The sequence below is a fragment of the Fictibacillus sp. Mic-4 genome (genome assembly GCF_049843615.1).
Classification (GTDB): Bacteria; Bacillota; Bacilli; order Bacillales; family Fictibacillaceae; genus Fictibacillus_A; species Fictibacillus_A gelatini.
The window spans coordinates 122,564-143,610 of record NZ_JBBHZM010000001.1 but is presented as its reverse complement, the minus strand read 5'-3'; the positions used below and the strand labels follow the sequence as shown (position 1 = coordinate 143,610).

At 39.4% G+C, this 21,047-nt stretch carries 26 protein-coding genes; 16 read left to right on the top strand and 10 right to left on the bottom strand.

Annotated elements, in window-relative coordinates; translation table 11 throughout:
- Positions 1–11 precede the first annotated feature (11 nt).
- Genes WD019_RS00720 through wecB form a run of 4 tightly spaced genes read right to left on the bottom strand, consistent with a single transcriptional unit; the run spans position 12 to position 3,797 of the window.
- The gene (locus WD019_RS00720) at positions 12–911 is read right to left on the bottom strand and encodes an NAD-dependent epimerase/dehydratase family protein (protein WP_026676054.1); all 900 of its coding nucleotides are present in this window, start codon (positions 909–911) and stop codon (positions 12–14) included.
- Positions 908–1,732: a dTDP-4-dehydrorhamnose reductase family protein gene (locus WD019_RS00715; protein ID WP_026676055.1), complete on the bottom strand. Its 825-nt coding sequence runs from the start codon at positions 1,730–1,732 to the stop codon at positions 908–910. Before WD019_RS00715 ends, WD019_RS00720 begins: the two co-directional genes overlap by 4 nt.
- Positions 1,729–2,712 carry a polysaccharide biosynthesis protein gene (locus WD019_RS00710; RefSeq protein WP_026676056.1) on the bottom strand — a complete coding sequence of 328 codons (984 nt, stop codon included), beginning with the start codon at positions 2,710–2,712 and terminating at the stop codon, positions 1,729–1,731. Before WD019_RS00710 ends, WD019_RS00715 begins: the two co-directional genes overlap by 4 nt.
- A complete protein-coding gene (wecB, locus tag WD019_RS00705) occupies positions 2,709–3,797 on the bottom strand; it encodes a non-hydrolyzing UDP-N-acetylglucosamine 2-epimerase (RefSeq protein ID WP_425710383.1) in 1,089 nt (362 codons plus the stop codon). The genes WD019_RS00710 and wecB overlap by 4 nt, the downstream gene beginning before the upstream one ends.
- A 237-nt stretch (positions 3,798–4,034) precedes the next feature.
- Here wecB and WD019_RS00700 point away from each other — a divergent pair, with 237 nt between their 5' ends.
- Positions 4,035–4,439, top strand: coding sequence for a hypothetical protein (locus WD019_RS00700; RefSeq protein WP_051291187.1), 405 nt, complete (start codon positions 4,035–4,037; stop codon positions 4,437–4,439).
- A 37-nt stretch (positions 4,440–4,476) separates the two neighbouring features.
- On the opposite strand, the gene WD019_RS00695 is transcribed toward WD019_RS00700, so the two are convergent.
- A complete protein-coding gene (locus tag WD019_RS00695) occupies positions 4,477–5,514 on the bottom strand; it encodes a glycosyltransferase family 4 protein (RefSeq protein ID WP_425710382.1) in 1,038 nt (345 codons plus the stop codon).
- 177 nt (positions 5,515–5,691) lie between these two features.
- Here WD019_RS00695 and WD019_RS00690 point away from each other — a divergent pair, with 177 nt between their 5' ends.
- A complete protein-coding gene (locus tag WD019_RS00690; RefSeq protein WP_026676059.1) occupies positions 5,692–6,756 on the top strand; it encodes a glycosyltransferase family 4 protein in 1,065 nt (354 codons plus the stop codon).
- A gap of 63 nt (positions 6,757–6,819) precedes the next feature.
- Here WD019_RS00690 and WD019_RS00685 read toward each other — a convergent pair whose 3' ends face one another.
- A complete protein-coding gene (locus WD019_RS00685; protein WP_425710381.1) occupies positions 6,820–8,292 on the bottom strand; it encodes a glycosyltransferase in 1,473 nt (490 codons plus the stop codon).
- 83 nt (positions 8,293–8,375) lie between these two features.
- Complete coding sequence (locus WD019_RS00680; RefSeq protein WP_425710380.1) at positions 8,376–9,314, bottom strand: glycosyltransferase family protein; 939 nt, start codon at positions 9,312–9,314, stop codon at positions 8,376–8,378.
- Positions 9,315–9,523: 209 nt separating this feature from the next.
- On the opposite strand from WD019_RS00680, the gene WD019_RS00675 reads away from it, so the two are divergent.
- The 3 genes from WD019_RS00675 to cysC all read left to right on the top strand — a co-directional run bounded on the left by WD019_RS00675 (position 9,524) and on the right by cysC (position 11,173).
- Entirely contained in the window at positions 9,524–9,841 is a 318-nt protein-coding gene (locus WD019_RS00675) for a hypothetical protein (protein ID WP_425710379.1), read from the top strand.
- Between the two features lie 135 nt (positions 9,842–9,976).
- The gene (locus WD019_RS00670) at positions 9,977–10,411 is read left to right on the top strand and encodes a hypothetical protein (RefSeq protein WP_026676062.1); all 435 of its coding nucleotides are present in this window, start codon (positions 9,977–9,979) and stop codon (positions 10,409–10,411) included.
- 171 nt (positions 10,412–10,582) lie between these two features.
- Positions 10,583–11,173 (top strand): adenylyl-sulfate kinase, encoded by a 591-nt coding sequence (gene cysC, locus WD019_RS00665; protein WP_425710378.1) that lies wholly within the window; start codon positions 10,583–10,585, stop codon positions 11,171–11,173.
- A 37-nt stretch (positions 11,174–11,210) separates the two neighbouring features.
- Here cysC and WD019_RS00660 read toward each other — a convergent pair whose 3' ends face one another.
- Positions 11,211–11,537: a hypothetical protein gene (locus WD019_RS00660; RefSeq protein ID WP_425710377.1), complete on the bottom strand. Its 327-nt coding sequence runs from the start codon at positions 11,535–11,537 to the stop codon at positions 11,211–11,213.
- Positions 11,538–11,768: 231 nt separating this feature from the next.
- On the opposite strand from WD019_RS00660, the gene WD019_RS00655 reads away from it, so the two are divergent.
- The 11 genes from WD019_RS00655 to WD019_RS00605 all read left to right on the top strand — a co-directional run bounded on the left by WD019_RS00655 (position 11,769) and on the right by WD019_RS00605 (position 20,218).
- Positions 11,769–12,092 carry a hypothetical protein gene (locus tag WD019_RS00655; protein ID WP_425710376.1) on the top strand — a complete coding sequence of 108 codons (324 nt, stop codon included), beginning with the start codon at positions 11,769–11,771 and terminating at the stop codon, positions 12,090–12,092.
- 115 nt (positions 12,093–12,207) lie between these two features.
- Positions 12,208–12,417 carry a hypothetical protein gene (locus tag WD019_RS00650; protein WP_425710375.1) on the top strand — a complete coding sequence of 70 codons (210 nt, stop codon included), beginning with the start codon at positions 12,208–12,210 and terminating at the stop codon, positions 12,415–12,417.
- A gap of 247 nt (positions 12,418–12,664) precedes the next feature.
- Positions 12,665–13,045 (top strand): spore coat protein, encoded by a 381-nt coding sequence (locus WD019_RS00645; protein WP_425710374.1) that lies wholly within the window; start codon positions 12,665–12,667, stop codon positions 13,043–13,045.
- Between the two features lie 163 nt (positions 13,046–13,208).
- Positions 13,209–13,490 carry a hypothetical protein gene (locus tag WD019_RS00640; protein ID WP_425710373.1) on the top strand — a complete coding sequence of 94 codons (282 nt, stop codon included), beginning with the start codon at positions 13,209–13,211 and terminating at the stop codon, positions 13,488–13,490.
- A gap of 34 nt (positions 13,491–13,524) precedes the next feature.
- Entirely contained in the window at positions 13,525–13,974 is a 450-nt protein-coding gene (locus WD019_RS00635; RefSeq protein ID WP_425710372.1) for a hypothetical protein, read from the top strand.
- 422 nt (positions 13,975–14,396) lie between these two features.
- Positions 14,397–15,164 (top strand): glucose-1-phosphate cytidylyltransferase, encoded by a 768-nt coding sequence (locus tag WD019_RS00630; protein WP_425710371.1) that lies wholly within the window; start codon positions 14,397–14,399, stop codon positions 15,162–15,164.
- Between the two features lie 3 nt (positions 15,165–15,167).
- Complete coding sequence (locus WD019_RS00625) at positions 15,168–16,157, top strand: GDP-mannose 4,6-dehydratase (protein WP_425710370.1); 990 nt, start codon at positions 15,168–15,170, stop codon at positions 16,155–16,157.
- Positions 16,158–16,160: 3 nt separating this feature from the next.
- Positions 16,161–17,075 carry a putative nucleotide-diphospho-sugar transferase gene (locus tag WD019_RS00620; protein ID WP_425710369.1) on the top strand — a complete coding sequence of 305 codons (915 nt, stop codon included), beginning with the start codon at positions 16,161–16,163 and terminating at the stop codon, positions 17,073–17,075.
- A 15-nt stretch (positions 17,076–17,090) separates the two neighbouring features.
- Entirely contained in the window at positions 17,091–18,272 is a 1,182-nt protein-coding gene (locus WD019_RS00615) for a glycosyltransferase (protein ID WP_425710368.1), read from the top strand.
- A complete protein-coding gene (locus WD019_RS00610) occupies positions 18,269–19,207 on the top strand; it encodes a hypothetical protein (RefSeq protein ID WP_425710367.1) in 939 nt (312 codons plus the stop codon). Before WD019_RS00615 ends, WD019_RS00610 begins: the two co-directional genes overlap by 4 nt.
- A 225-nt stretch (positions 19,208–19,432) precedes the next feature.
- The gene (locus WD019_RS00605) at positions 19,433–20,218 is read left to right on the top strand and encodes a hypothetical protein (protein WP_026676073.1); all 786 of its coding nucleotides are present in this window, start codon (positions 19,433–19,435) and stop codon (positions 20,216–20,218) included.
- 46 nt (positions 20,219–20,264) lie between these two features.
- Here the strand turns inward: WD019_RS00605 and WD019_RS00600 are convergent, their stop codons facing one another.
- Positions 20,265–20,453, bottom strand: coding sequence for a hypothetical protein (locus tag WD019_RS00600; protein WP_026676074.1), 189 nt, complete (start codon positions 20,451–20,453; stop codon positions 20,265–20,267).
- A gap of 189 nt (positions 20,454–20,642) precedes the next feature.
- The gene (locus WD019_RS00595; protein WP_281172150.1) at positions 20,643–21,032 is read right to left on the bottom strand and encodes a CBO0543 family protein; all 390 of its coding nucleotides are present in this window, start codon (positions 21,030–21,032) and stop codon (positions 20,643–20,645) included.
- Between the last annotated feature and the right edge of the window lie 15 nt (positions 21,033–21,047).

Here is a 21,047-nt window from a genome sequence, read left to right as displayed (position 1 = left end):
ATAAAGTGGTCTTAATGTTTTTGTCGAAAAGAATGGAAAACATCCTTGACGGATTGTTCAAATGGTATTTTAGGCCGCCATCCTAATTGGTTTATGAGCGTCGTATCCACTTTTAAAAAGTGATCCTTCCCGTTATTATCGGTTTCAACGATACTTAGCTCTACCGTTGTTTCTTTTTGTAATAGATTTAGAACTTGCTGCAAGGAAATCTCCCTGCCGGAGGCGATCCCATAAACAACGCCTACTTTGCCGGACTGAAAGAGCAAATCATAGGCAACAATTGCATCCCTTACATCAAGGAAATCACGTTTGTTGTTTAAATTGCTCACTTCTATTCTATTTTCCTCTTCGCCTTTTTCTATTGCGACTATTTTTTTGGCGAACGTCGATATGACGCCTTTTGAAGGACCTGGACCGATTAAATTTGACGGTTTCGCAATGACAATGGGCTGGTGAAAAAGAGGTGCCCAGGAGGCAGCAAGGAGGTTTTGCATCGTTTTGCTTAGACTGTACGGGTGTGGCGGAACCGAACCGATACCCGGTTGAAATTCTAAAGCCGACGTAACGAGAACGACTTTTTGTAAAGTGGCGGCCGTCCGAAGTGCTTCCAATAAATAAAGGGTGGCAATGACATTGGCTTCAATTGCCTTAGTCGGCTCTGACCATGATTCCGCGACGGAATTCATCCCTGCTAAATGAAGGACATATTCTGGCGAAGTTCGCTCTATGAGGAGCTGAACAGAAGATAAATTCGAAAGATCGCATTGAATGATTTTCCATGGGGCGCCCCCCGCATTCTTACTCCTCGATTGCCCAATGACGTTCATCCCTTTTTTATAAAAATACCGGCATGCATGCTGGCCGGTAAATCCGTTTGCTCCTGTAATTAAAATGGTAGAGCCCGGTTTCATGAGGCATCCATCCAGGCTTTTAGCTCTTGAAGCATTTTTTTATAGGAGGGCACTTTGTAGTTGATGTCTTCCCTCGTATTGAGCAATGTACGGTCGAGAAACAGTTCTGAATGTGGCTTGATGACAACATCTTCCTTCTGGAAAACGTCCTGGATGATTTTCAGCAATTCATATTTCGAAACTTTTTCCGGCGCTGTCAAATGATATAAGCCTGTGAGTTCTTGCTTAAACGCATACGTTATAAATTTCGCAAGTTCCAGCGTCGTAACTCCATTCCAATACACTTTCGTAAAGCCGCGAATCTCTCCTTTCTGGTTCATAAACCAGTGGAAAAGCCCGATCCCGTCTTTTAATTCCGGTCCGATAATCGATGTTCGAATCGTTAAATGGCTTCCCTCTTTCACTTCGCCCAGGGCTTTCGTTCTTGCATATACTGTAATGCCATCCGGTTCGCTCGATTCTGGATAGTTTCCTTTCGAGCCGCTAAACACGCAATCGGTACTAATATGAATCAATTTGCCGCCGTATGAATCTAATAGTCTTACAAGTTCATGGGGCAATAAACTATTAAGAATGATCGCTTCACGTTTACGGATCGCCGCGAACTCGTTTAAGACTCCGATGCAGTTAATGACGAAGTCAGGTTGAATGTTCGTTATAATTTCTTTGAGCTCATTAAAATCTGTCGCATCTAAATGAATATGATTGTGTTGCTTTTTGTCCCTTGAAGTGACATAAATATCATCATCCGTATGCTTTTTTAAATAGCCTGCGATTACATGCCCTGCCATTCCGCCGCCGCCAAGGAGCAATAGTTTCACGGCAAAAACCTGCCTTTTTCAAGCATTTTTTTAATTTCTTCTTTCGTCATTAAGTTTTCCGAAGAACTGTAACTTTTTAATTCAACTTTTTTAAAAGTAGAATAATGTTCATATAAGCCTTCAATTTTAATCGTCGGAAGAATAACGAAATATTCATTGTCAAAATAAACGGTCGAATCGCTTTCGAATTCTGAAAGCAAAATTTCGTGCAATTTTTCCCCCGGCCTGATGCCAAGTTCTTTAATTTTCACGTCTTTTTTTCCGGATGCTTCCATTAATACTTCTGCAAGATCTAAAATTTTGCACGTCGGCATTTTCATCACAAAAATTTCTCCGCCCTGCGCCTCATCTGTTGCTTTAAATAGCAGTTTGATTGCATCTTCCAGCGTAAGGAAAAATCTTGTCATTCGCTTATCTGTAATCCCGACATAGCCTTTTTGAATTTGATTTTTAAAGACATGAATGACACTTCCATTTGTTCCTAATACGTTTCCTCCGCGCACACATACGAATTTTGTATCCGAATTCAGCAAATTGGCATGAATAATAAGCTTTTCGCCAATCGCTTTTGTCATTCCGTAAAAGTTAGCCGGATTTGCCGCTTTATCTGTAGAAATATAAATCACTTTGTTTACTTTATTGGCGATTGCGGCTTCGATGACGTTTTGCGTTCCGATAATATTCGTTTTCAATGCTTCATATGGCTGATGCTCGCAAATCGGAACATGTTTTAACGCTGCGAGGTGATAGACATAATCGACTTTTTCGGATGCTTTCATTAATCCATCCAGCTCTCGGATATCACCAATAATAAATTTAAGCTTCGAATTGTTTTCAAAGTAACGCTGCATTTCTACCTGGCTCGCTTCATTTCTCGAGAGGATGCGAATTTCCCGGGGATTTTTCGGGAGCAGCTGTTTTACTAACTCATGGCCCCATGACCCCGTTCCTCCAGTTATTAATATCGTTTTGTTTTTCAACCTGTAGTCCCTCCAACTAAAAATTTAACCACTTTCTCGGAAACGTTCGGGTCAAAATAGCCCTCCGGAAAGTCCCAAACATTATGTTGACTGATCATCACCTGAACCGCTTCCTCTATACTTTTTTTGTTTACACCAGAGACAATATTGCTTCCGCACTCTACCGTTTCGGGCCTTTCGGTGCTGTTTCTCACCGTTACGGTCGGGACATGGAACAAGCAGCATTCTTCCTGCACCGTTCCGCTGTCGGTCAAGACACATAATGCATTTTTCTCTAATTTCACGAAATCAAAGAAACCGAATGGTTCATAAAATTCGACCAATGGATCGAGTTTTAGCGTTGAAAGGTTTTCCAGCTTTGATCTCGTTCGCGGGTGAATGCTGCAAACCATCCTTCGTTGATGAGTTTTGGCTACATGATTTAAGCCTTCGAAAATTTCTTTTAGATGATCGACATCATCGACATTTTCCGCGCGATGAATCGTCACGAGAAAAAACTCCCGTTCTTTCAATTGAAGCTTTTCTAGTTTATCGCTTCCATCAATCGGTTCTTTATAATATTCCAACACTTCATAAATCGGATTGCCTGACATGAAGATCCGGTTTACAGGCACACCTTCTTTTAGCAAATTTTCACGGCTTTTCGGTGTATACGGCAAATTATAGGACGATACGGCATCAATGATTTTACGGTTCTTTTCTTCCGGAACGCGCAAGTCGTAACAGCGGTTGCCAGCTTCCATATGGTAAACCGGGATATTCATTCGTTCCGCTAAAATGGCCGATAATGCACTATTCGTATCGCCAAGAACGAGCACTTTATCCGGCCTTTCCTTTTCAAAAATAACTTCAAGCTCCCTGAACATGAGTGAAAGTTGTTTTCCTAAGGAATTTTGCTGCTGGCTTAAAACATAGTCTGGATGGCGGACATTTAACTCTTTAAAAAACACATCATTTAACGAATAAGTGAAGTTTTGCCCCGTGTGGACGACAATATGTTTTTCTGCCAGTTGGTCCAGCTTCTTAATGATTAAATTGAGTCGGATGATTTCAGGGCGAGTCCCTAAAATCGTCATTATACGCATCTGAGTTTTAATCCCCTTTTGTTTTTTTTCATAATAGAGTATGAATAGTAGTTTTGAATGTATAGACGATCTACTAAAATCACCAAAAAGGGCAATATTTTTATCATAAAATAAACAATCCCGCAGGCTTTTTTTGTTAACGCGCTGAATCTATTAAACTTTCATAAAAATTGATAATGGAGTACAAGCCATTTTTTAAAATTTTCATACATTTAAAAATAGAAAGGGGGGATGTTAATGGCTACCGTTTTAGATACAGGCTCAAGCCAGCCTAACAATGGAAGTGCGTCTACTAATATTCCAGTTACAGCTTCACCTGTAAAAGTTGCCGAGTTTGGATTAAGCCCGTATGTTTCTACGAATAAAATCATGCTCAGCTTTACGGCTGGAGTTACTACAACACTTGCTCTTCCGACACTATTGTTCAAAATTGTCAGAGATACAACGGTCATATTTACGACGCGGAGCCGGGTTGAAGTTGCTTTAGGACAACCTCAGACCATATCTTTTCAAGCCGTAGATTTAAATGTGCCAGTTGGAAATCATGCCTATTTTGTAACTGTTGAACTTGAAAATCCGCTTTTAAACTCCGCTTCCATCATCGGACCCATCTCATTTAACGGCGTGGCATACAGTCTCTAAATAACAGAGTGTTGAGAAATGATTTTCTCAACACTCTTTATTCATCTGCAAAATGCAGCATCGCCTGCTCGAAAAGATTCACGCTTTTTTCCCACGTCCATTTCTTTGCCTCATTTTCTCCTTCATTAGCAAGCTTTTTTCTCAGTTCTACATCTTGAATCAATTGAATGATGTCCTCGCTTAACCGATTTTCATGGCGGTACGAAATAAGGCAATTTTTCTCATGAACACAGTAATCGGTGTTTCCCCCTGCATAAGTCGTAACTAAAGCCGCTCCGCATTTCATCGCTTCAAGGCCAGGAAGGGAGGCCGTATCAAAGGTCGAGGAACTTGCAAAAATATCGGTCAAATTTAAATAATAATTGAGCTGAGCATCATCTTTCGGGGTTAAGAAGCGGTATTTGTTCATTCTACTGAGTTGTTTTAACTGGGGGGAGGAAATATATTCATTCGGCGGGCATATTAAATTGATTTGAACAGATGGATGTTGCGCTTTAACCCGGTCAAGCATTTCGATTAAGTATTCTTGCTCCCGGTGCCAGGAATATCCGCCTTCGGGCCTTCTAATAATCGCACTGATCTGCAATTTTTTATTCATCTGGCGAATCCCCATGTTGTAAAATTCATTGCTTACCCCTACTGGTACAATTTCCCCCGTAATTCCGTGATTTAATTCAATGATTTGTTGTTGCCATTTAGAAAGGACGACCAAATTTTTACTCAAATGATAGGTTGGAAAGGAGACATGATTATCGGGAAGAAATGTCGGTTCATAACAAAGGCTTAAACGAACGTGTTTTCCTTTTCCTAGCATGCTTGCATTTTGTGCAGGGCCAACGGTTGTATAAAAGTTTGAAACAATAATATCCGAATGCGGTATATCCTGTTCAGTAATGATCGATTGTTTTGATCGAACCACCTCTGCAATATGGAGAGGATACTCAATGACTCCTTCTGGCGGCATTAAAAACCTCACACAATGCCCTTTTAGTGCCAGGCCGTTTGCCAATTCAGCGAGCATTCGCTGGGCCCCGCCCTTGCATAGTGTAATCACTATAAACGTTACTTTCATCATCTTTTCTCCTTAAAATTTATCTTTATAGATAATCTATGACAGTTATTTCTGATGGATATAGACAGACCGTTAATTTCTTGTTGCCTACATCTAGTAAATGATTGTCTAAATGAGGAACCAATAACGTGAAGTTTCATAAACTTTATTGATAAAAGAGTTATAGAAAAGAGGGCTTAAATGAACATTTTGTTTACGTATTATGTTCCGAGCGGCGGGGTTGAAACGTTAAACCGCCAGAGGTGTAAAGCGTTGAGCCGTTCAGGCATCAACTGCCACCTTCTATATGCTGAAAGGGGCTCAGGAATTCAAAACATTGAACAGATCCCGACATTTATTACGAATAATGATACGGAGATTAAGCAAATCATTGAAACTGGAAAATATGATGCGATCATTGTTTGCTCCAACTATTTTCTTTTACCAAAATTGCGAGAAATGGGATACAAAGGAAAGGTAGTTTTTGAAGTACAGGGCTTAGGCGAACGAGACTATGCCGATACTTTAATGAAAAGCATCTACGATTGGGTCAGCACCTATGCGGATGGCCTTTTATATCCCGAAACTCCGCATATAAAAGAAATCATGGAAAAATATTATCCAAACATGAAAAAATATTGTTTCCACAATTGTTTTGATGCTTCCGCTTTTTCTTACTGTGCGCTGCCTAAAGAGAGTCCCCCTATTGTCGGCTGGGTTGGACGGATTGAGAGGAACAAAAATTGGAAACTGTACTTAACGATTGGTCATCTTCTTATTGAGCATAAACAGGCGATCAAGTTATGGATGTTCCACGATCCTTCCTATGTCGGGCAAAATGAACGGGATGAATTCGAAAAAACGGTTGACCGTCTAGGACTTCGCTCCATTTTAACCATTTTTGAAAACATCCCGCATAGCAAAATGCAGGAATACTATTCAACGATCGGGGACTCTGGAGGGTTTTTATGCTCAACCTCCATAACAGAAGGTTTTGGCTATGCGCTTGTTGAAGCACTTGTCTGCCGTTGCCCGGTCTTAACGACAGATTCTGATGGCGTAAAAAGTTTTATCGTCCATAACCATACCGGCAAATATATTTCGCTTGATCAGAAAACAATACTAAAAGAAGCATTAGAACTGATGGAAAACGATACACTCCGTGAAACGATCCGGAACAATGGCCAGCAATTCGTTCAGGACGTTTTTTCCCCGAATATTTATTGTTCAAACTTTATTCGCATGCTCGATGAACTACTTTCCTGAAATTTTAAATAGGCTGCCAGTCCAACCTGATATGCTCTCCTTAAGGTAGGCAGCCTAATTAAATTACCAGTTTTTATCAGTTTCGTACCCTAGCTCGATTAACAAGTCCCCTGCCACACTCTTAAACACTTCCTTCATTTCTTCATCAAATTCCTTTCTCCAGCTCCCTATTTTCCCCTGCCGGAAGGTCGGAGACCGCTTTGGATTAATATTTTTTCCCATGCATTCAATCAATTGATCGTGCGCAAGAGGCGGATGGGCATCTTCCCAAATAAATTTAGACAATCTAACCATTGCCTTATTGCACGCTTCCTTTGAAGTCATAAAATCCTCATATTTAACGGTTAATACACGATTTTTCCCGTTCCATTTCCAAAAGCTTGAAAAATAATCATGAATGTTCGGGTAGAAAAATGTCTTGAGTTGTACCCCTTGAATTATGTCCAATATTTTTTCTTTTTGTGTCATGCCCGTTTTTGTGAATTTTTCATACAGAGGATACTGTGGCAATCGATCGATAAAATAAGAAAGAGAGACCGCGACATCCCTCGGATCGCGAATTAATAATATTTGCTTCATCTTGAAGTTTTCAAGCATATCATGCCATTCTTTTGAATAATAGATATGTCCGCTTAAAAATTCATTATTCTTTATAGTACTCAATACTTTCAAATGATCTTCCAATTGGGCGGGCAATCCTTCGAACATGTCTTTGTAGGGATCATGGAAAGCGCCGGGAATCCCAAGCAAAATTTGTTTTAAAAGGTGCGTTCCACTTTTCGGCACGGTATTCAGAAAAAAGCCGGTAAAGCCTTTTCCGTTGTTCGCTGGCTTTAAATCCTGGAGAAATTGACTCAACGCTCCGTAATGGGTTTGTTGTACATATTTGATTTCATCATTGATCTTCTCAGCATGCCGTTTCGTTCCCATTTGATCATGAACACGATAATAAACAAGCGGTTCATCAATATAATAAAAATGATATTTCGGTAAAATTCTTAGCCATAAGTCATAATCGTGCGTATAAGGAAGAGATTCATCAAACATTCCCATTTCATTAAAGATGTTCATATCAGCCATAACGGTGCATCCGTTAATAAAGCATCCTTTCATCATATGCTTGCAAAACAATTCGCGGGTTGGATGATGGACGCCTATTTTCGGGCTCGTGACCCGATCATTTTCATCAATTAAAAAGTAACTCATATAACTAATGCGGGCACCGGTCTCTTTCATCTTTTTCATTTGCCTTTCCACTTTTTTAGGATCATAAATGTCATCAGAGCTAAGCCATGTAAAATAATCACCGGTTGCGCTTTTTATCCCAGCGTTTAGTGCTGAAGCTGTTCCACCGTTTGCTTTTTCTATATAGCGAATCGAATGAAGGAATGACTTGACTTTATCTGTATATAAAATCGAGCCATCATTTACGACAATGACTTCAATATTTGAATACGTTTGGTTCAATGCGCTCTTGATTGCCCGGTCGATATAAGGACAATTATAGAACGGAATGATAATAGAAACTTTATCCATACTTCTTCCTCCTATCCATATTTCACTGTTTTTCAGTCACTCCCTTTTCTATACAAAAAGAGGGTAATCGTATAGCTGCGATGTTACAGGTTGGCTTTTTTCGCGATTTCTTCTTTCATTCGACTGATCATCTCCTTCGCTCTATGTTTAATTGTATGCCTCGAATGGATAAATGAATGGCCTCTTGATGCAATTTCAAGCCGCAATGGTTCATTATGCAAGTAAAATCTCGCCTTCTGAAGAAAATTCGATTCATCAACCGCGACAAAGTTTTCGCCGTCGATAAATCCTAAATCCTTTAATTCGTTCGAATGAGGAGCCAAAAGCAACGTATTGCAGGCAAGCACTTCAAAATATTTCATGACTGGATAATGATAGATGGAATCGCAAGTAAGGAATATTTTGCTTCGGTTAATCTCCATTGCGTATTTTTTCCCGATAAACATATCCCGTTGGCTTTCGCTGACTTCCTTGTAGCCGGGATGAGGATGATAAACAAATCCTGGCTCACGTTTCATTGTTTGTAGCATTTGGGAACGAACCGGATACAGAAAAGAGAATGTCGCCCCCATCATTAAATAATCAATCGTTTTCGGAAGGTCATAATCACGAAATAGGTTCGGTTCAACAGAGTGTGGAAGCCAATGCATGCGATTTTTCATGTGAGGAAACCATTGCAAGAAAGCATCGCGATAATGTGTAAATACAACGTCGATTTGCTCTCGTTCAACAAATCGTTCACGGAGAAATCTTTTATGGTGAAGGTCGTGGAATATCATCCCTTTCGGGATCGTAACATGCGACAGTCCGCTAATATGCGGCGTAAATCCGTTAAAATAATCGTTCAGCAAAATAAAATCAGGTTTAAATGATAGAAATTCCAAACAGCGGCCAATCGGGCCATCCTTATCCCATAATTCGACCGATGCTTGATTGCGCAATTCAGCCATTAAATACGCCGTGCTTTTGTCTAATTGAAGCGAACGGTCTTTTGTCACAAACAAAAGTTTCAGCTCTTCCATACGAATCACCGCCTTCTTTTAATAAGAAGATATGAAACTAGTCACAAAGCTGATTGGACATCGAAAAAAGGTGAATAATTGTCCATTTTTCCGATTCTATGGGGCAACGCCGAATCATTGCTCTACTTTTTTGTATAGTATAAAGCATGGCTTTTCCTACTATTTTTTTAGCTTAGCCTACTATTTTTATAGAAGGAGATGAAGGATGAGTGGCAAATGGCGATATAAAAACGCAATCTTTACAAGATCTTTTAAATGAATTGCAGCAATTAATCGATCAATTATTAGGGGGGATTTCCTTCCCATCATTCAGCACGATAAAAGGCGAGCTGCTGCGCTTGAAGAATGCCGGAACAATAATTTCCCAGGTTTATACATTGGCCTCACAAATTCCCGGGGAGCCTATATTGACAGGTGTAGTCGTTGTGGAAGTTGGAGTTGATCTTGTTAAATTTATCCAACCCGGATCTGGAACAGCCCCGATCATCACCATCCGCCTGGAAGACATTTTAGGTTGGGAACTATAGATAGATTCATGCTTTAATGACCATTTTTTTCAAAATAGGAGTTTGAATTATAGCAATTCTTTCTATCAGCAATAAATATAAAGCATAAGCTATTGCTAGAATAGCTTATATAGAATTTTTTTAGGGGGAAATCAAATGGCTATAAAAAGAAAGAAAAAAGCACAATCTCAAAACGAATCTCCGGAGCTTGCAAACACAGCCAATAATCTGCAAAACTTAGCAAATAATCTACTTTTAAACAATCTCGCCGCTTCAAATGGATCAAGTGCAGCAATCAACCCTTTGCAAACACCAGGATCGCTGCAACTACCCGATCTTCAGCCGGTTATAAATACCATCGTTGCAGTTGTCCAAGAAATTCTGGCGATCGTCAGCAGCTTAACAAGCGCAATCGCTAGTGCACTTCAGGCTATCGTACAAGCATTGATTCAGCTTGTCGTGCAACTATTGCAAAACATCATCGCCCTGGTTATTTCAATCGCCTCAGCAGTACAGGCCATTATAACGCTAGTCGTTCAATTAATTCAACAAGTTATAGCGTTGATTAATTCGGTTCTTTCGGGATTGTAATGGTTCCTAAAATTGCCAGAGTGAATAAATCAATCACTCTGGCTTTTATTCTCATTTCCCACTCGCAAATAAAGCTTTCCATGCTATTTATATGAAACTTATATAATCCTGAAGCTCCCTTACTTTTCCCCAGGGATTAAAAATAAATCGTTCAATGTTTGGAGGAAAGCAATGAAAAATATATCGTGGCAGAAAACAATCATAAACAAAAGGCATCGCCAAAGGCTTCACGGTCATAAGAGCTTTGTTCTCTGGTTTACAGGACTATCAGGGTCCGGGAAATCAACATTGGCAAATAAAGTGGAGGCAAAGATGAACTCCATGCAAGTATCCACTTATTTATTGGACGGAGACAATCTCCGCCATGGATTAAATAAGGACCTTGGATTTAGCAAGAAAGACAGGAAAGAGAACATAAGGAGAATCGGTGAAGTAGCAAAGTTGTTTGTCGATGCCGGACTCGCCGTGATCGCTTCTTCTATTTCCCCTTTTGCAAAAGACCGCGAGGCAGTGCGAAATTTATTCCCAAACGGGGAATTTATCGAAATTTACACTGAGTGTTCACTAAAGGAATGCGAAAGGCGTGATCCAAAAAATCTGTACAAAAAGGCAAGAAACGGAGAAATCAGCCATTTTACAGGAATTTCTTCTCCTTATGAGCCTCCTGAACATCCTGAAATCATCGTAAATACGGAAGAGATGACGATCGGGCAATGCGTAAATAAAATCATCACCTATTTAATGCGCAAAGGTTATATTTGATAAATGCCAAAGGCAGAGAACACAATTTACTCGCAGATTACTTCATCTTCACCAGACGGACCGTGCTTTTCTCAAATTCGTTCGTTTCTTCAATTTCCTTTAATACGAAGGTTTGGCCGCTTCCTTTAATATGAGAAAGAAGCCTGCGGATTTGCTTTTCAGCTTCTTTTTGATTTGCTGCTGATACTACAAAAGTCATGACCATCATTTGATTGGGGAAAATCTCATTTGTTTCAACAACAACTTTGTAATATTTTTTTCGATTCCATTCATCGTTTACTGTACATTGAAATTCTTGAAGAAGCTTTCTTAATTTATTGATTTTCTCTTTTTTCGTCGAATTTACAGCCGGATTCTGATCCATTTTTTCCCCTCCTTCCATCCCTTTTTATTAAAATACTAAAAAAAATATTCATTATTCCATTTAATATAAAACTTTCAATACCTTTTTATTTTCAGTAGTTATTAAGACTATTTTTTAAAAAATAGTGGTTTGTCTTTTGCAAATAAATTCTTTCTAAATACATATAAGTATGGAGCTTTAAAATGGTATAAAGCTTTGTAAACCAAATAAGAACATAAGGAGGTATTTATATTGTCTTTAAAAAATAGCAAGAAAAAAGCGGAATCTCCCAATTTACTTGATCCCTTGCAAAATCCATTAAACGACTTGATCAATAGCCTTCCCAATTTACTCTGGCTACGCACAATAAGGTCTCAACTTTTGGCGATTAAAAATTCCGGAGCGACAATCTCACAAGTTTTTGTCGATGCCACTCAAATTCCCGGAGAACCTGTATTGATGGGCGTACAAGTTTTAAGCGTGGACTTGAACTTTGTTGTATTCATTCAGCCAGGTTCAGGCGGTTCCACGACAATCACAATTCGTCTCGATGCGATTATCGGTTGGGAAATGTAGCGGAACGACCAGTCTGCTCCAACCCAAGTTTTTCTAATTGAGGCAATTGCACTGTCCAAATTGCTCCCTTCCACATACTATAAATCATCGCGGAGGTTCAAAGGAGGTTTGTTCAGTGAGAAAACCAAAAAAACAAAATAGTCTCTCCAACGATCATTTAACTGAGTTTTCACAAAAAATAAATTCATTTGCATCAACGATCACTAAAGAAAATGTAGCCGAAAAAAAGCAACAGCTGCAAGGCTTGATAAGTGAATTCAACCATATTGTGAATGAGCTCATTCAAGCAAACCAGAAAGTGTCTCAAGAAAAAACAAAAAAATGATAAAAAAAGGCTATCACACAACCTATTTATCGCAACTATCATGACAATAATCTATACCAATCTTTAACAAATTTCATTTAATAGTATAAAGCAATTACTACCCTATAAGGAGGAATTTTAAGTGAGTTTTTTTGAAGAAAGCAGCAACTGCCGAGTACGGCACGTGGAAGAAAACAAATGTCATCCTTGCTGCACTCCACGTTTCAGCGCTCTTGAGGCGACAAGTCGTCATCCATTAGGTGAAGCGATGGTTAACTCAGAATTGGATCAAATCGCCAGTACCAACCAAATTGACGAAGAATCTATCACCATTAAAGATTCTTGTGACGTTGTGGTGGAAACACGTTCAAACCAGGCATTAGTGCTTGTGCAAATTGCAGCCCAGGTAGTCACCGCTGCAATCACAATTGCCGCAATTAATAGCGATGTTGATGAAGATGCGGTTCTTGCAGATTTAGACCAAATATTCAAGAGCAGACAAATCAATCGCCAAAAAATTTGCATTGAAAACTCCCGCGGCGTCAGAGTCGAAGCATCCGATGACCAATCCATCATCGCAGCCCAAACCGCAGTTCAACTTTTAACAGCTGTCATCACCATCATTGCTGTCAACTCAAATGTCGGCTAATATCCGAAAACACCTGAATTAAATTAAATTCAGGTGTTTTTTCCTTTTCCAAGGACGACAGCTTTGCTAAAACCGCTCTGTTAATTCCCGGTCTTACATTCGCCTTTTCGTCTACTGATGCATAGTATATAAGACGAGATTAAAAAAGGAGGCCATTTATAAGATGAGTGATCAAACCAAACCGGAAAATGAAGGGCTAGAAGAAAGCCCTTCAAGCGGGGATAAAACCAGTGAACTTTCACAGCAAGCAATGAATATGCAAGTGGCAAATATTTTTCGTAAACATGGGATTACGAAAGAACACTTAAAACAAATATCTGAGGAGCAAGTAGATGAGTTAAAAAATTTGTTGGAACAATTTAAAGCTCAGCTGGACTTTCTTAACCAGAATCAAGAAAAAAAGAAAAAGGGCGGTAGAACCCGGCCACGACGGAGAGGAAGATAGCCGAAGGCTATATCATTGACGAGGGGGAATAAGAGTGGAACATTCAAATAGCGATAAATCAGTTCAAACCATTGAAAGAAAATGGACGGCATTAGATCCCTCAAGTCGTCATCCATTAAGTGTCCAAAATTTAGCCAACCGCAAGAACTTAAAGGAGCGGATTCAATTAAAAGATGCCGAAAACATTCATTTTATTACAATTTCAGAGGAAACAATCATTGGCTTAAATACTGCATTTCAAGCAGCCCTTGTATTCATGGCAGAAGTCGCCATTAAAAATGTTAGAATGAGGGATGCAGTCATCCAAGATTTACTCTCTTCTATTCAGATTGAACCCCCTTCTATCCCAAAAGTGGATGTTGAGAATTCGCGGAACATCACCATTGTTCTGGACTCCACCACAGCGATCCTTTCAGCTCAAATCGCGCTCCAAATATTAAATGCTTTTCTTGAAACCATTAACGGATATAAGCTTTTGGATTGAAGGCAACGGAATTTTCCGTTGCCTTATTTCTACATCCCATTATCTATTGAATTTATCTCCGAAAAAATAGTTTAATGACGCACTTCTTCTACCTAAACAAAACTAGAGGTTGTTTAATAAACTATTATATCTTAATTGAAAGGTGTGAAAGATTAAATGTGGACGAATTTTTGGGGCGGTTGCGGGGCAAGCTGCCGTTGCAGCGGATGCGAAAGCTGCGGGCATTGTGGCTCTTGCCGCAAGTGCAATAGGTGCAGTTCTTGCAATTGCGGCCGTTGCAAGAAGAAATGCGAACCTATCGAAACCTTATTTACGTGCAAAAAATGCAAAAGGCACCGTAACTAATTTTCACGCGGAGAAAGATCTTTTTCTTCATAAAAGATCTTTTTCTTTGTTCACTTTGAATCGAAGGAGGGAATTTTATGAAAGTGGTCATCCTTTGCGGCGGAAAGGGAACAAGAATGTCCGAACTTACCCAGGACCTCCCTAAGCCGCTTGTGCCGGTCGGAGAAAAGCCGCTCATCTGGCACATTATGAAACTTTATTATCATTACGGCTTTAACGACTTTGTTCTATTGCTTGGCTATAAGGGGGACAAAATCAAAGAATATTTCATCGATTATGCATGGAAGAATCATAGTTTTACATTAAATACGCGAAGCGGGGAAATCCAATTGAAAAACAAGCCGGAAAATTGGACAATCACCCTTCTTGACACTGGCCTTGAAACGATGACAGGAAGCAGAATTAAACAAGCCGAAGAGTTGATCGGAAAAGAGACCTTTATGCTTACCTACGGCGACGGGCTTTCAGATATCAACCTTCATGAGTTGATGAAGTACCATCAAGAAAAAGGAGCGATCGCAACAGTCACCGGCATTAACAAGAAAAGCCAGTTTGGGACGCTTACTGTCAATAATGGAATGGCCGAATCCTTTCAGGAGAAAACCGCATCCGAAGGATTGATCAACGGAGGTTTTTTTGTTTTGAATCATGAGGTTTTTCAGTATTTGCAGGATGATGAGAACTGTGTTTTTGAGCAAGAGCCGCTCATGAATCTGGCGAAAGATGGACAGCTCTCCGTTTATGAGCACAACGGATTTTGGACTGCCATTGACACGTATAAAAATGTTTTAGAAATTAATGAAATGTGGAAACAAGGAAAGCAATTATGGAAGGTATGGAGATAAAACATGAATGAGTTTTGGAAAAACAAAAATGTGTTCGTTACAGGATGCACAGGCTTTTTAGGAAGCTATTTAGTGAAAAAGCTTGTTGATTTAGGGGCAAACGTCACTGGATTAATCCGTGATACAGTTTTCAACTCCAATTTGTATAAACATGACCATTACAAAAAAATCAATATTGTTCACGGTTCCCTTGAAGATTATGCTGCGATTCAGAGGGCGCTTGGCGAATACGAAATCGATACCGTTTTTCATATTGCAGCACAGGCGATTGTGGGAGTGGCCAACCGAAACCCAATCTCCACTTTTGAAGCGAATATACGCGGAACATGGAACATTTTGGAAGCGTGTCGGAATCATCCTTTAATCAAACGCGTCATTATTGCTTCAAGCGACAAAGCGTATGGCGATCAAGAAAAGCTACCTTATGATGAAACAATGCCACTGCAAGGAAAGCATCCTTATGACGTTTCAAAAAGCTGCACCGATTTGCTTGCTCAAACGTACCATCATACGTACGGGCTACCGGTATGCATTACAAGATGCGGGAACCTGTACGGCGGCGGGGATTTAAACTTTAACCGGATCATACCGCAAACGATTCGTTCTATTCATCATGGCGAAGCACCCGTTATCCGCAGTGACGGAACATTCATTCGTGATTACTTCTATGTTGAAGACGCTGTATCCGCTTATTTGCTCCTGGCTGAAAAGATGGAAGAAAAGAACCTGGCCGGCGAAGCGTTCAATTTCAGCAATGAAATCCAATTAACCGTGCTTCAATTAGTTGAAAAAATCCTCAAATTGATGGACAGCGATTTGTCCCCGCAAATTTTAAACCAGGGAACCAATGAAATCAAGCACCAGTATCTTTCCGCTAAAAAAGCACAGGAAATTTTAAATTGGAAACCGTCCCACAGCATCGACGAAGGATTAAAGAAAACAATTGCCTGGTATGAAGAATTCTTTAACGCCAATGGGAAACTTGAGGGATAACATATGAGTAGCGTGTATTGTACCGTTTTATCAAAAGGAAGATTATACCAGGCTATCACCCTATTTCACTCACTCGAAAATGTGATGCAGGACTATCGTGTGTTTACCTTATGTATTGATGATGACACCTACGGACTTTTGAAGAAAATGAACTTAAAAAATATTACTTTCACCCATGTAAAAGAGCTGGAAGATGCGCAATTACTCGAGCTAAAAAAACAACGGAAGCGAAATGAGTATTGCTGGACGTTAAAACCTCTTTTCATCGAAAAAATAATGAAAGATTATCCATCCATCAATAGGGTGACATATATTGACGCCGATCTCTATTTTTTTGAAAATCCAACGGTTATATTTGAAAACCAGCCTGACTGCTCCGTCCTGCTCTCAAGAGGAGACATTGTCATTCCTTCCTTCGATCCTGCCTTGATTAAAGAATTGCAAAGGCTGCTCGGTAACTACAATTCCGGATTGATCAGTTTTAAATGTGATGATCCTGGTTCGGCCTGCTTAAAGTGGTGGAAGGAGAAATGCTTAGAACATTGCGTAAATGCACCCGGTGAAGGAAAATTTGGGGATCAGGGCTACCTGGACTCAATGCCCGGCCAGTTTCCGAATGTATGCGACATTATCACTCCGGGAGTCAACATTGGCCATTGGAATTATGCCAAACATCGATATTCAATGAAAGATGGCGCGATTTTTGCTGATGAAGCGAAGCTGATTTGTTATCATTTCAGCGGCTACCGAATCCTTAATAAAAATGACATGAAACGGATTCACGAAAAAGACAGAAAGGACTCCCCAATGTTGCTTCATAACATTTACCAGCTTCATGTCAAAAATGCTATTTGCCTTGTTGAGCAAATCGATCCTGATTTTAACGGCTACGCTGAAGGCCAGGACATCCACAGCTAAAGGAAGGTGATCACGATGAAAGCCAGCATTATCGTTCCATCGTACAATGCTAAAGAAAGATTGCATTATAACTTGCTATCACTCAATCAGCAAGATTATCCTTTTGACGATTTTGAAGTCATTGTCATTGATAACGGATCGACGGACAACACGTTGGAATTGCTGAAAACTTTTAAAGCAAACTATTCCCTTATTCCAGTAAGAATCGAGCAAAACAGAGGAATTGCCTATGGAAGGAACCAGGGGATAGTAAATGCTACGGGAGATATCTTGATTTTTCATGACAGCGATATGATTGCGGCAAAAGACTATGTTCGAAAGCATATTGAAGCCCATCAAGATGATCACTCCGTCATTTGCGGCCTGTTCTGGAAAAGAATTTACAGTTTTTATTATCCAAATTTCGAACCTTTTCATATTGAAAAGTTCAAAACGCATGCTCATAAATATCCGAATAAACAATTGTCCAATACGGAAAAAACAACGCTCATTACCAAAGGGCAAATTATAAATGGCAGCTTTATGGACTATGCCTTTGATTTAGATTTGCATTTGATACATTCACTAAAAGAGATCATTAACCGGCATGGGGAAAGCCTGTCGGGCTACCATTCCCCTTGGAGATTTTTTTACACCAACAATGCTTCCGTATTAAGAAAGAATGTTCTTGACATCGGGACATTTGACGACCGGATCGTAAAATATGGATATGAAGACTACGATCTAGCGATTAGGCTCCATCAGTCTGGACACCAATTCAAGCTCAGGACGGACATCGTGAGTGTTCATCAAGAGCATCCGACCAATCTGACATCCCTTAATGATTCGATTGAAAACATCAATTACTTATGCCAAAAGTACAACGACATCCGTTCTCTTGACATTCAGCTGATATTTTCAGGTCGATTTAGCCAGGACGAAACAAATGCCATTATGGGCGATATCCTTAAACTGCGCCATTCAAATGAATACGATGATCTTCTTTCCGTTTTTTTGCAACTCCTCCATTTAGAAAGAAAGAGGAATTTCGGCAATAAAATAGAGCTTTCAAATGAAGTTTTGAATTGGCCTGAAATTCAACAAAAGCTGTCAGCACTGCGCCAAAAATTCGGAATGCGGGATTTTATTGAAGCCTTCCAACGATTAGTAAAGAGAATTTATCAAATGGATATCCTTACTGAGGATGTGATCACATGAAAAAATATCATTTTACCACTATCGTTTCTAAAACACATCTTTTTAAAATTATCGCCATGTATCAATCGTTGAACATTCATTGCGAAGATTTTTGTCTGTTCATTTTATGTGTGGACCATGAAGTTTACGATATTCTTAAAACAAGGAATTGGGAAAATGCCCAACTTTTCGAATTAAAAGATGTGGAAGATAAAGAATTAATAAAAGCAAAATCAAACCGGACCATTTATGAGTATATTTGGACACTTAAATCTTCTTTTCTACTATATATTATGAAGAACCATCATGACGCCCGGTATTACGCCCATCTCGATTCGGATCTCTACTTCTTCTCCAATCCAGAACAAATATTTGAAGAAGCCCCTCAGGCATCCCTTTATTTGACAGATCATCATAATTCGGAACGGTTTATGCACTATTATGATCTGACAGGAAAGTTCAATTCCGGATTTGTCGGGTTTAAACATGATCCGATTGGCTGGAAAGGCATCGAAGAATGGAAAACTAAATGCCTGAAGCATTGTTCCATTGACATCGATCCGGTTGCGAAAACTTACGGCGATCAGCGGTATATCGAGGATTGGCCAGAACGCTTTGACAATGTCCACGTCGTGAAATCCATCGGGGCGAACGCTGCTTTATGGAATATTGAAAAATATAAAGTTTCAAAACAGAATGGAAAGGTTTATCTTGATCATGAACCACTCATCTTTTACCATTTTTCAGGACTTTATATTCTTGGCCCACAGGAATTCAACCTCTGTTACTTCTATCATATTGACGACGTCAACACCGTTCAATTCATTTATTTGCCATATGTTGAGGAATTAGCGCAAATCATAAAAGAAGTTCAAGAACAACATCCCTGGTTTACTCCTGAATTTGTAGATAAGGAAAAGATCCCCACTAAACATCTTTATGATGTAAGTAAATGATCCCCACTGCCACCCAACTTCTAAATAAATGAAGCCTGGCTTATCCTTTATTAAATTAGACAATACTGCAATCGTTTAAGAACACTTAGAAAATAGATCAATCCATTAGGTAAAATAAGTTGAAAAAAGCCTGTTCGATGGACGAATAGGCTTTTTACCTTGTCTTAATAACGTAAATAAATTTTTGTGCTATAATACTACATATTGTGAAAGGAGAATGATATTTTGTTTAAAACAAATAAAACATCATCAACAAATAAAAATCGAAAACCATTACGATGGCAACCGCTATTGGTTTTTGGAATAGCAGGAATTGTGCTCTTATACTTCATTGCGGCGAATACCTTTATATTCCGTTTTCTTACGCTCGTTTCTTTTGCCGTCTTAATTACGATTTCCATTCTTCTTTATAAAAAAATAGAAAACGTAATGAATCTCATTTCTTTATCGGAAAAGAAAGACGATCAAGCGGCTGAGGAGAAAATCGTTCACGTCGCGAAAAGCGAGGAAACGAATAGTTCCGAACTAAAAGTAGCCGAAACGGATGAAGAAGCGAAACAAAAAGAAATGGAACTGACAAAGCTTGAATGGGACAAAACCCAAATATTCAACGAGCTTTTTACAAAAGCGAATTTGCAAGAGGAAGAAAAGAAACATTATCTTCGTCGCATTACTGAGAAAGAAAAAGAAGTATTTAGCTTGAAGCAAGAACTCTCGGGGTTTAGAAATAAAATTCAGCAAGCAGTCATTGATAAGACAAATTTCTTTTTAGGAAGGGACATGGAGCTGGAAGATATTATCGACACCCTCGATCCCGACTTCATACTGGACGCTTCGTTTGAAGAAATCAATGAAAAGTTGAAATTGGTCAAAAATGAACTTTCCGATCACCAGATTCAATTTTTAAAACAATCCGGACATATCAATGACCAATTTGAAGTTACAAGAATGGGGTATCGCGAGTGGCTAAAAATTGCGAAGAAAAAAGGCGCGAAAAAAGTGCATCAATAAATGATCAAAAAACAAGCTCTCCAAATAAAGGAGGGCTTGTTCTTGTTCAATCGGAGTTCAGTCTTTCTGCCTGTTCTTCGGCGATCTCGTTTCGTTCGCCGCCATCTGATAATTCTTCGGCAAACTCTGCCGCCATATTATCAGTATTTACAAATTGTCCGGACCGCTTCAATTCGCTTACTGGTTCAAATGGCGGCGAATTATAGTCCGTTTTCCGATTGGGCCTTCGCTTCATTTCCTTCCCCTCCTGGTGCGGTTATTTATGTAGTATGTGAGCAAAATGTATTTTTATCCTAAACCGTTGCCGTTTTTTCAAATACGTTTGATTCCATTTGCCTGGACTAGAAGATAGGTTCATAAAAGTAAGCGAATAGCTACTCCGCTCATTAGACCTTGATAGATAATAGAGACCTGAACTGTTAAATCATCGCCGATATCGTTTTAACAAATGAAGAACATATTGGTGGAAGAGATATAAAGCGATCAACAGGAAGGGATAGCATATGGCAGAATACCATAGCTTCCACCCGTTATAATAAAATGTTCCACTCCATAAAAACAGAACTTCATATATCAGTGCAAAAATGGACCATGCTGCTATATAGAGAGTTTTCCGCATCCAGCTCTTTCCACCGGGAAAGTAATTCAAGTAAATTAAATTAATGGCTGGATAAATTCCATATACAAAAATGAGCGTCCCCCAATCCGCCCCCTTTTGGAAATATCCATACCAACCATATTTGAGGTCGAGGTACACATCAAAGATGGTCTGTAAATGCAATGCAAACAAGCATGTCGTTATGATTTCAATCATTGACATTCGTTTTGG

Coding starts and splice junctions, on each gene's coding strand:
- WD019_RS00720 (WP_026676054.1), bottom strand. CDS start 911: ATGAAACCGGGCTCTACCATTTTAATTACAGGAGCAAACGGATTTACC.
- wecB (WP_425710383.1), bottom strand. CDS start 3,797: ATGCGTATAATGACGATTTTAGGGACTCGCCCTGAAATCATCCGACTC.
- WD019_RS00700 (WP_051291187.1), top strand. CDS start 4,035: ATGGCTACCGTTTTAGATACAGGCTCAAGCCAGCCTAACAATGGAAGT.
- WD019_RS00695 (WP_425710382.1), bottom strand. CDS start 5,514: ATGATGAAAGTAACGTTTATAGTGATTACACTATGCAAGGGCGGGGCC.
- WD019_RS00690 (WP_026676059.1), top strand. CDS start 5,692: ATGAACATTTTGTTTACGTATTATGTTCCGAGCGGCGGGGTTGAAACG.
- WD019_RS00685 (WP_425710381.1), bottom strand. CDS start 8,292: ATGGATAAAGTTTCTATTATCATTCCGTTCTATAATTGTCCTTATATC.
- WD019_RS00680 (WP_425710380.1), bottom strand. CDS start 9,314: ATGGAAGAGCTGAAACTTTTGTTTGTGACAAAAGACCGTTCGCTTCAA.
- WD019_RS00670 (WP_026676062.1), top strand. CDS start 9,977: ATGGCTATAAAAAGAAAGAAAAAAGCACAATCTCAAAACGAATCTCCG.
- cysC (WP_425710378.1), top strand. CDS start 10,583: ATGAAAAATATATCGTGGCAGAAAACAATCATAAACAAAAGGCATCGC.
- WD019_RS00660 (WP_425710377.1), bottom strand. CDS start 11,537: ATGGATCAGAATCCGGCTGTAAATTCGACGAAAAAAGAGAAAATCAAT.
- WD019_RS00645 (WP_425710374.1), top strand. CDS start 12,665: ATGGTTAACTCAGAATTGGATCAAATCGCCAGTACCAACCAAATTGAC.
- WD019_RS00640 (WP_425710373.1), top strand. CDS start 13,209: ATGAGTGATCAAACCAAACCGGAAAATGAAGGGCTAGAAGAAAGCCCT.
- WD019_RS00630 (WP_425710371.1), top strand. CDS start 14,397: ATGAAAGTGGTCATCCTTTGCGGCGGAAAGGGAACAAGAATGTCCGAA.
- WD019_RS00625 (WP_425710370.1), top strand. CDS start 15,168: ATGAATGAGTTTTGGAAAAACAAAAATGTGTTCGTTACAGGATGCACA.
- WD019_RS00620 (WP_425710369.1), top strand. CDS start 16,161: ATGAGTAGCGTGTATTGTACCGTTTTATCAAAAGGAAGATTATACCAG.
- WD019_RS00615 (WP_425710368.1), top strand. CDS start 17,091: ATGAAAGCCAGCATTATCGTTCCATCGTACAATGCTAAAGAAAGATTG.
- WD019_RS00610 (WP_425710367.1), top strand. CDS start 18,269: ATGAAAAAATATCATTTTACCACTATCGTTTCTAAAACACATCTTTTT.
- WD019_RS00600 (WP_026676074.1), bottom strand. CDS start 20,453: ATGAAGCGAAGGCCCAATCGGAAAACGGACTATAATTCGCCGCCATTT.
- WD019_RS00595 (WP_281172150.1), bottom strand. CDS start 21,032: ATGATTGAAATCATAACGACATGCTTGTTTGCATTGCATTTACAGACC.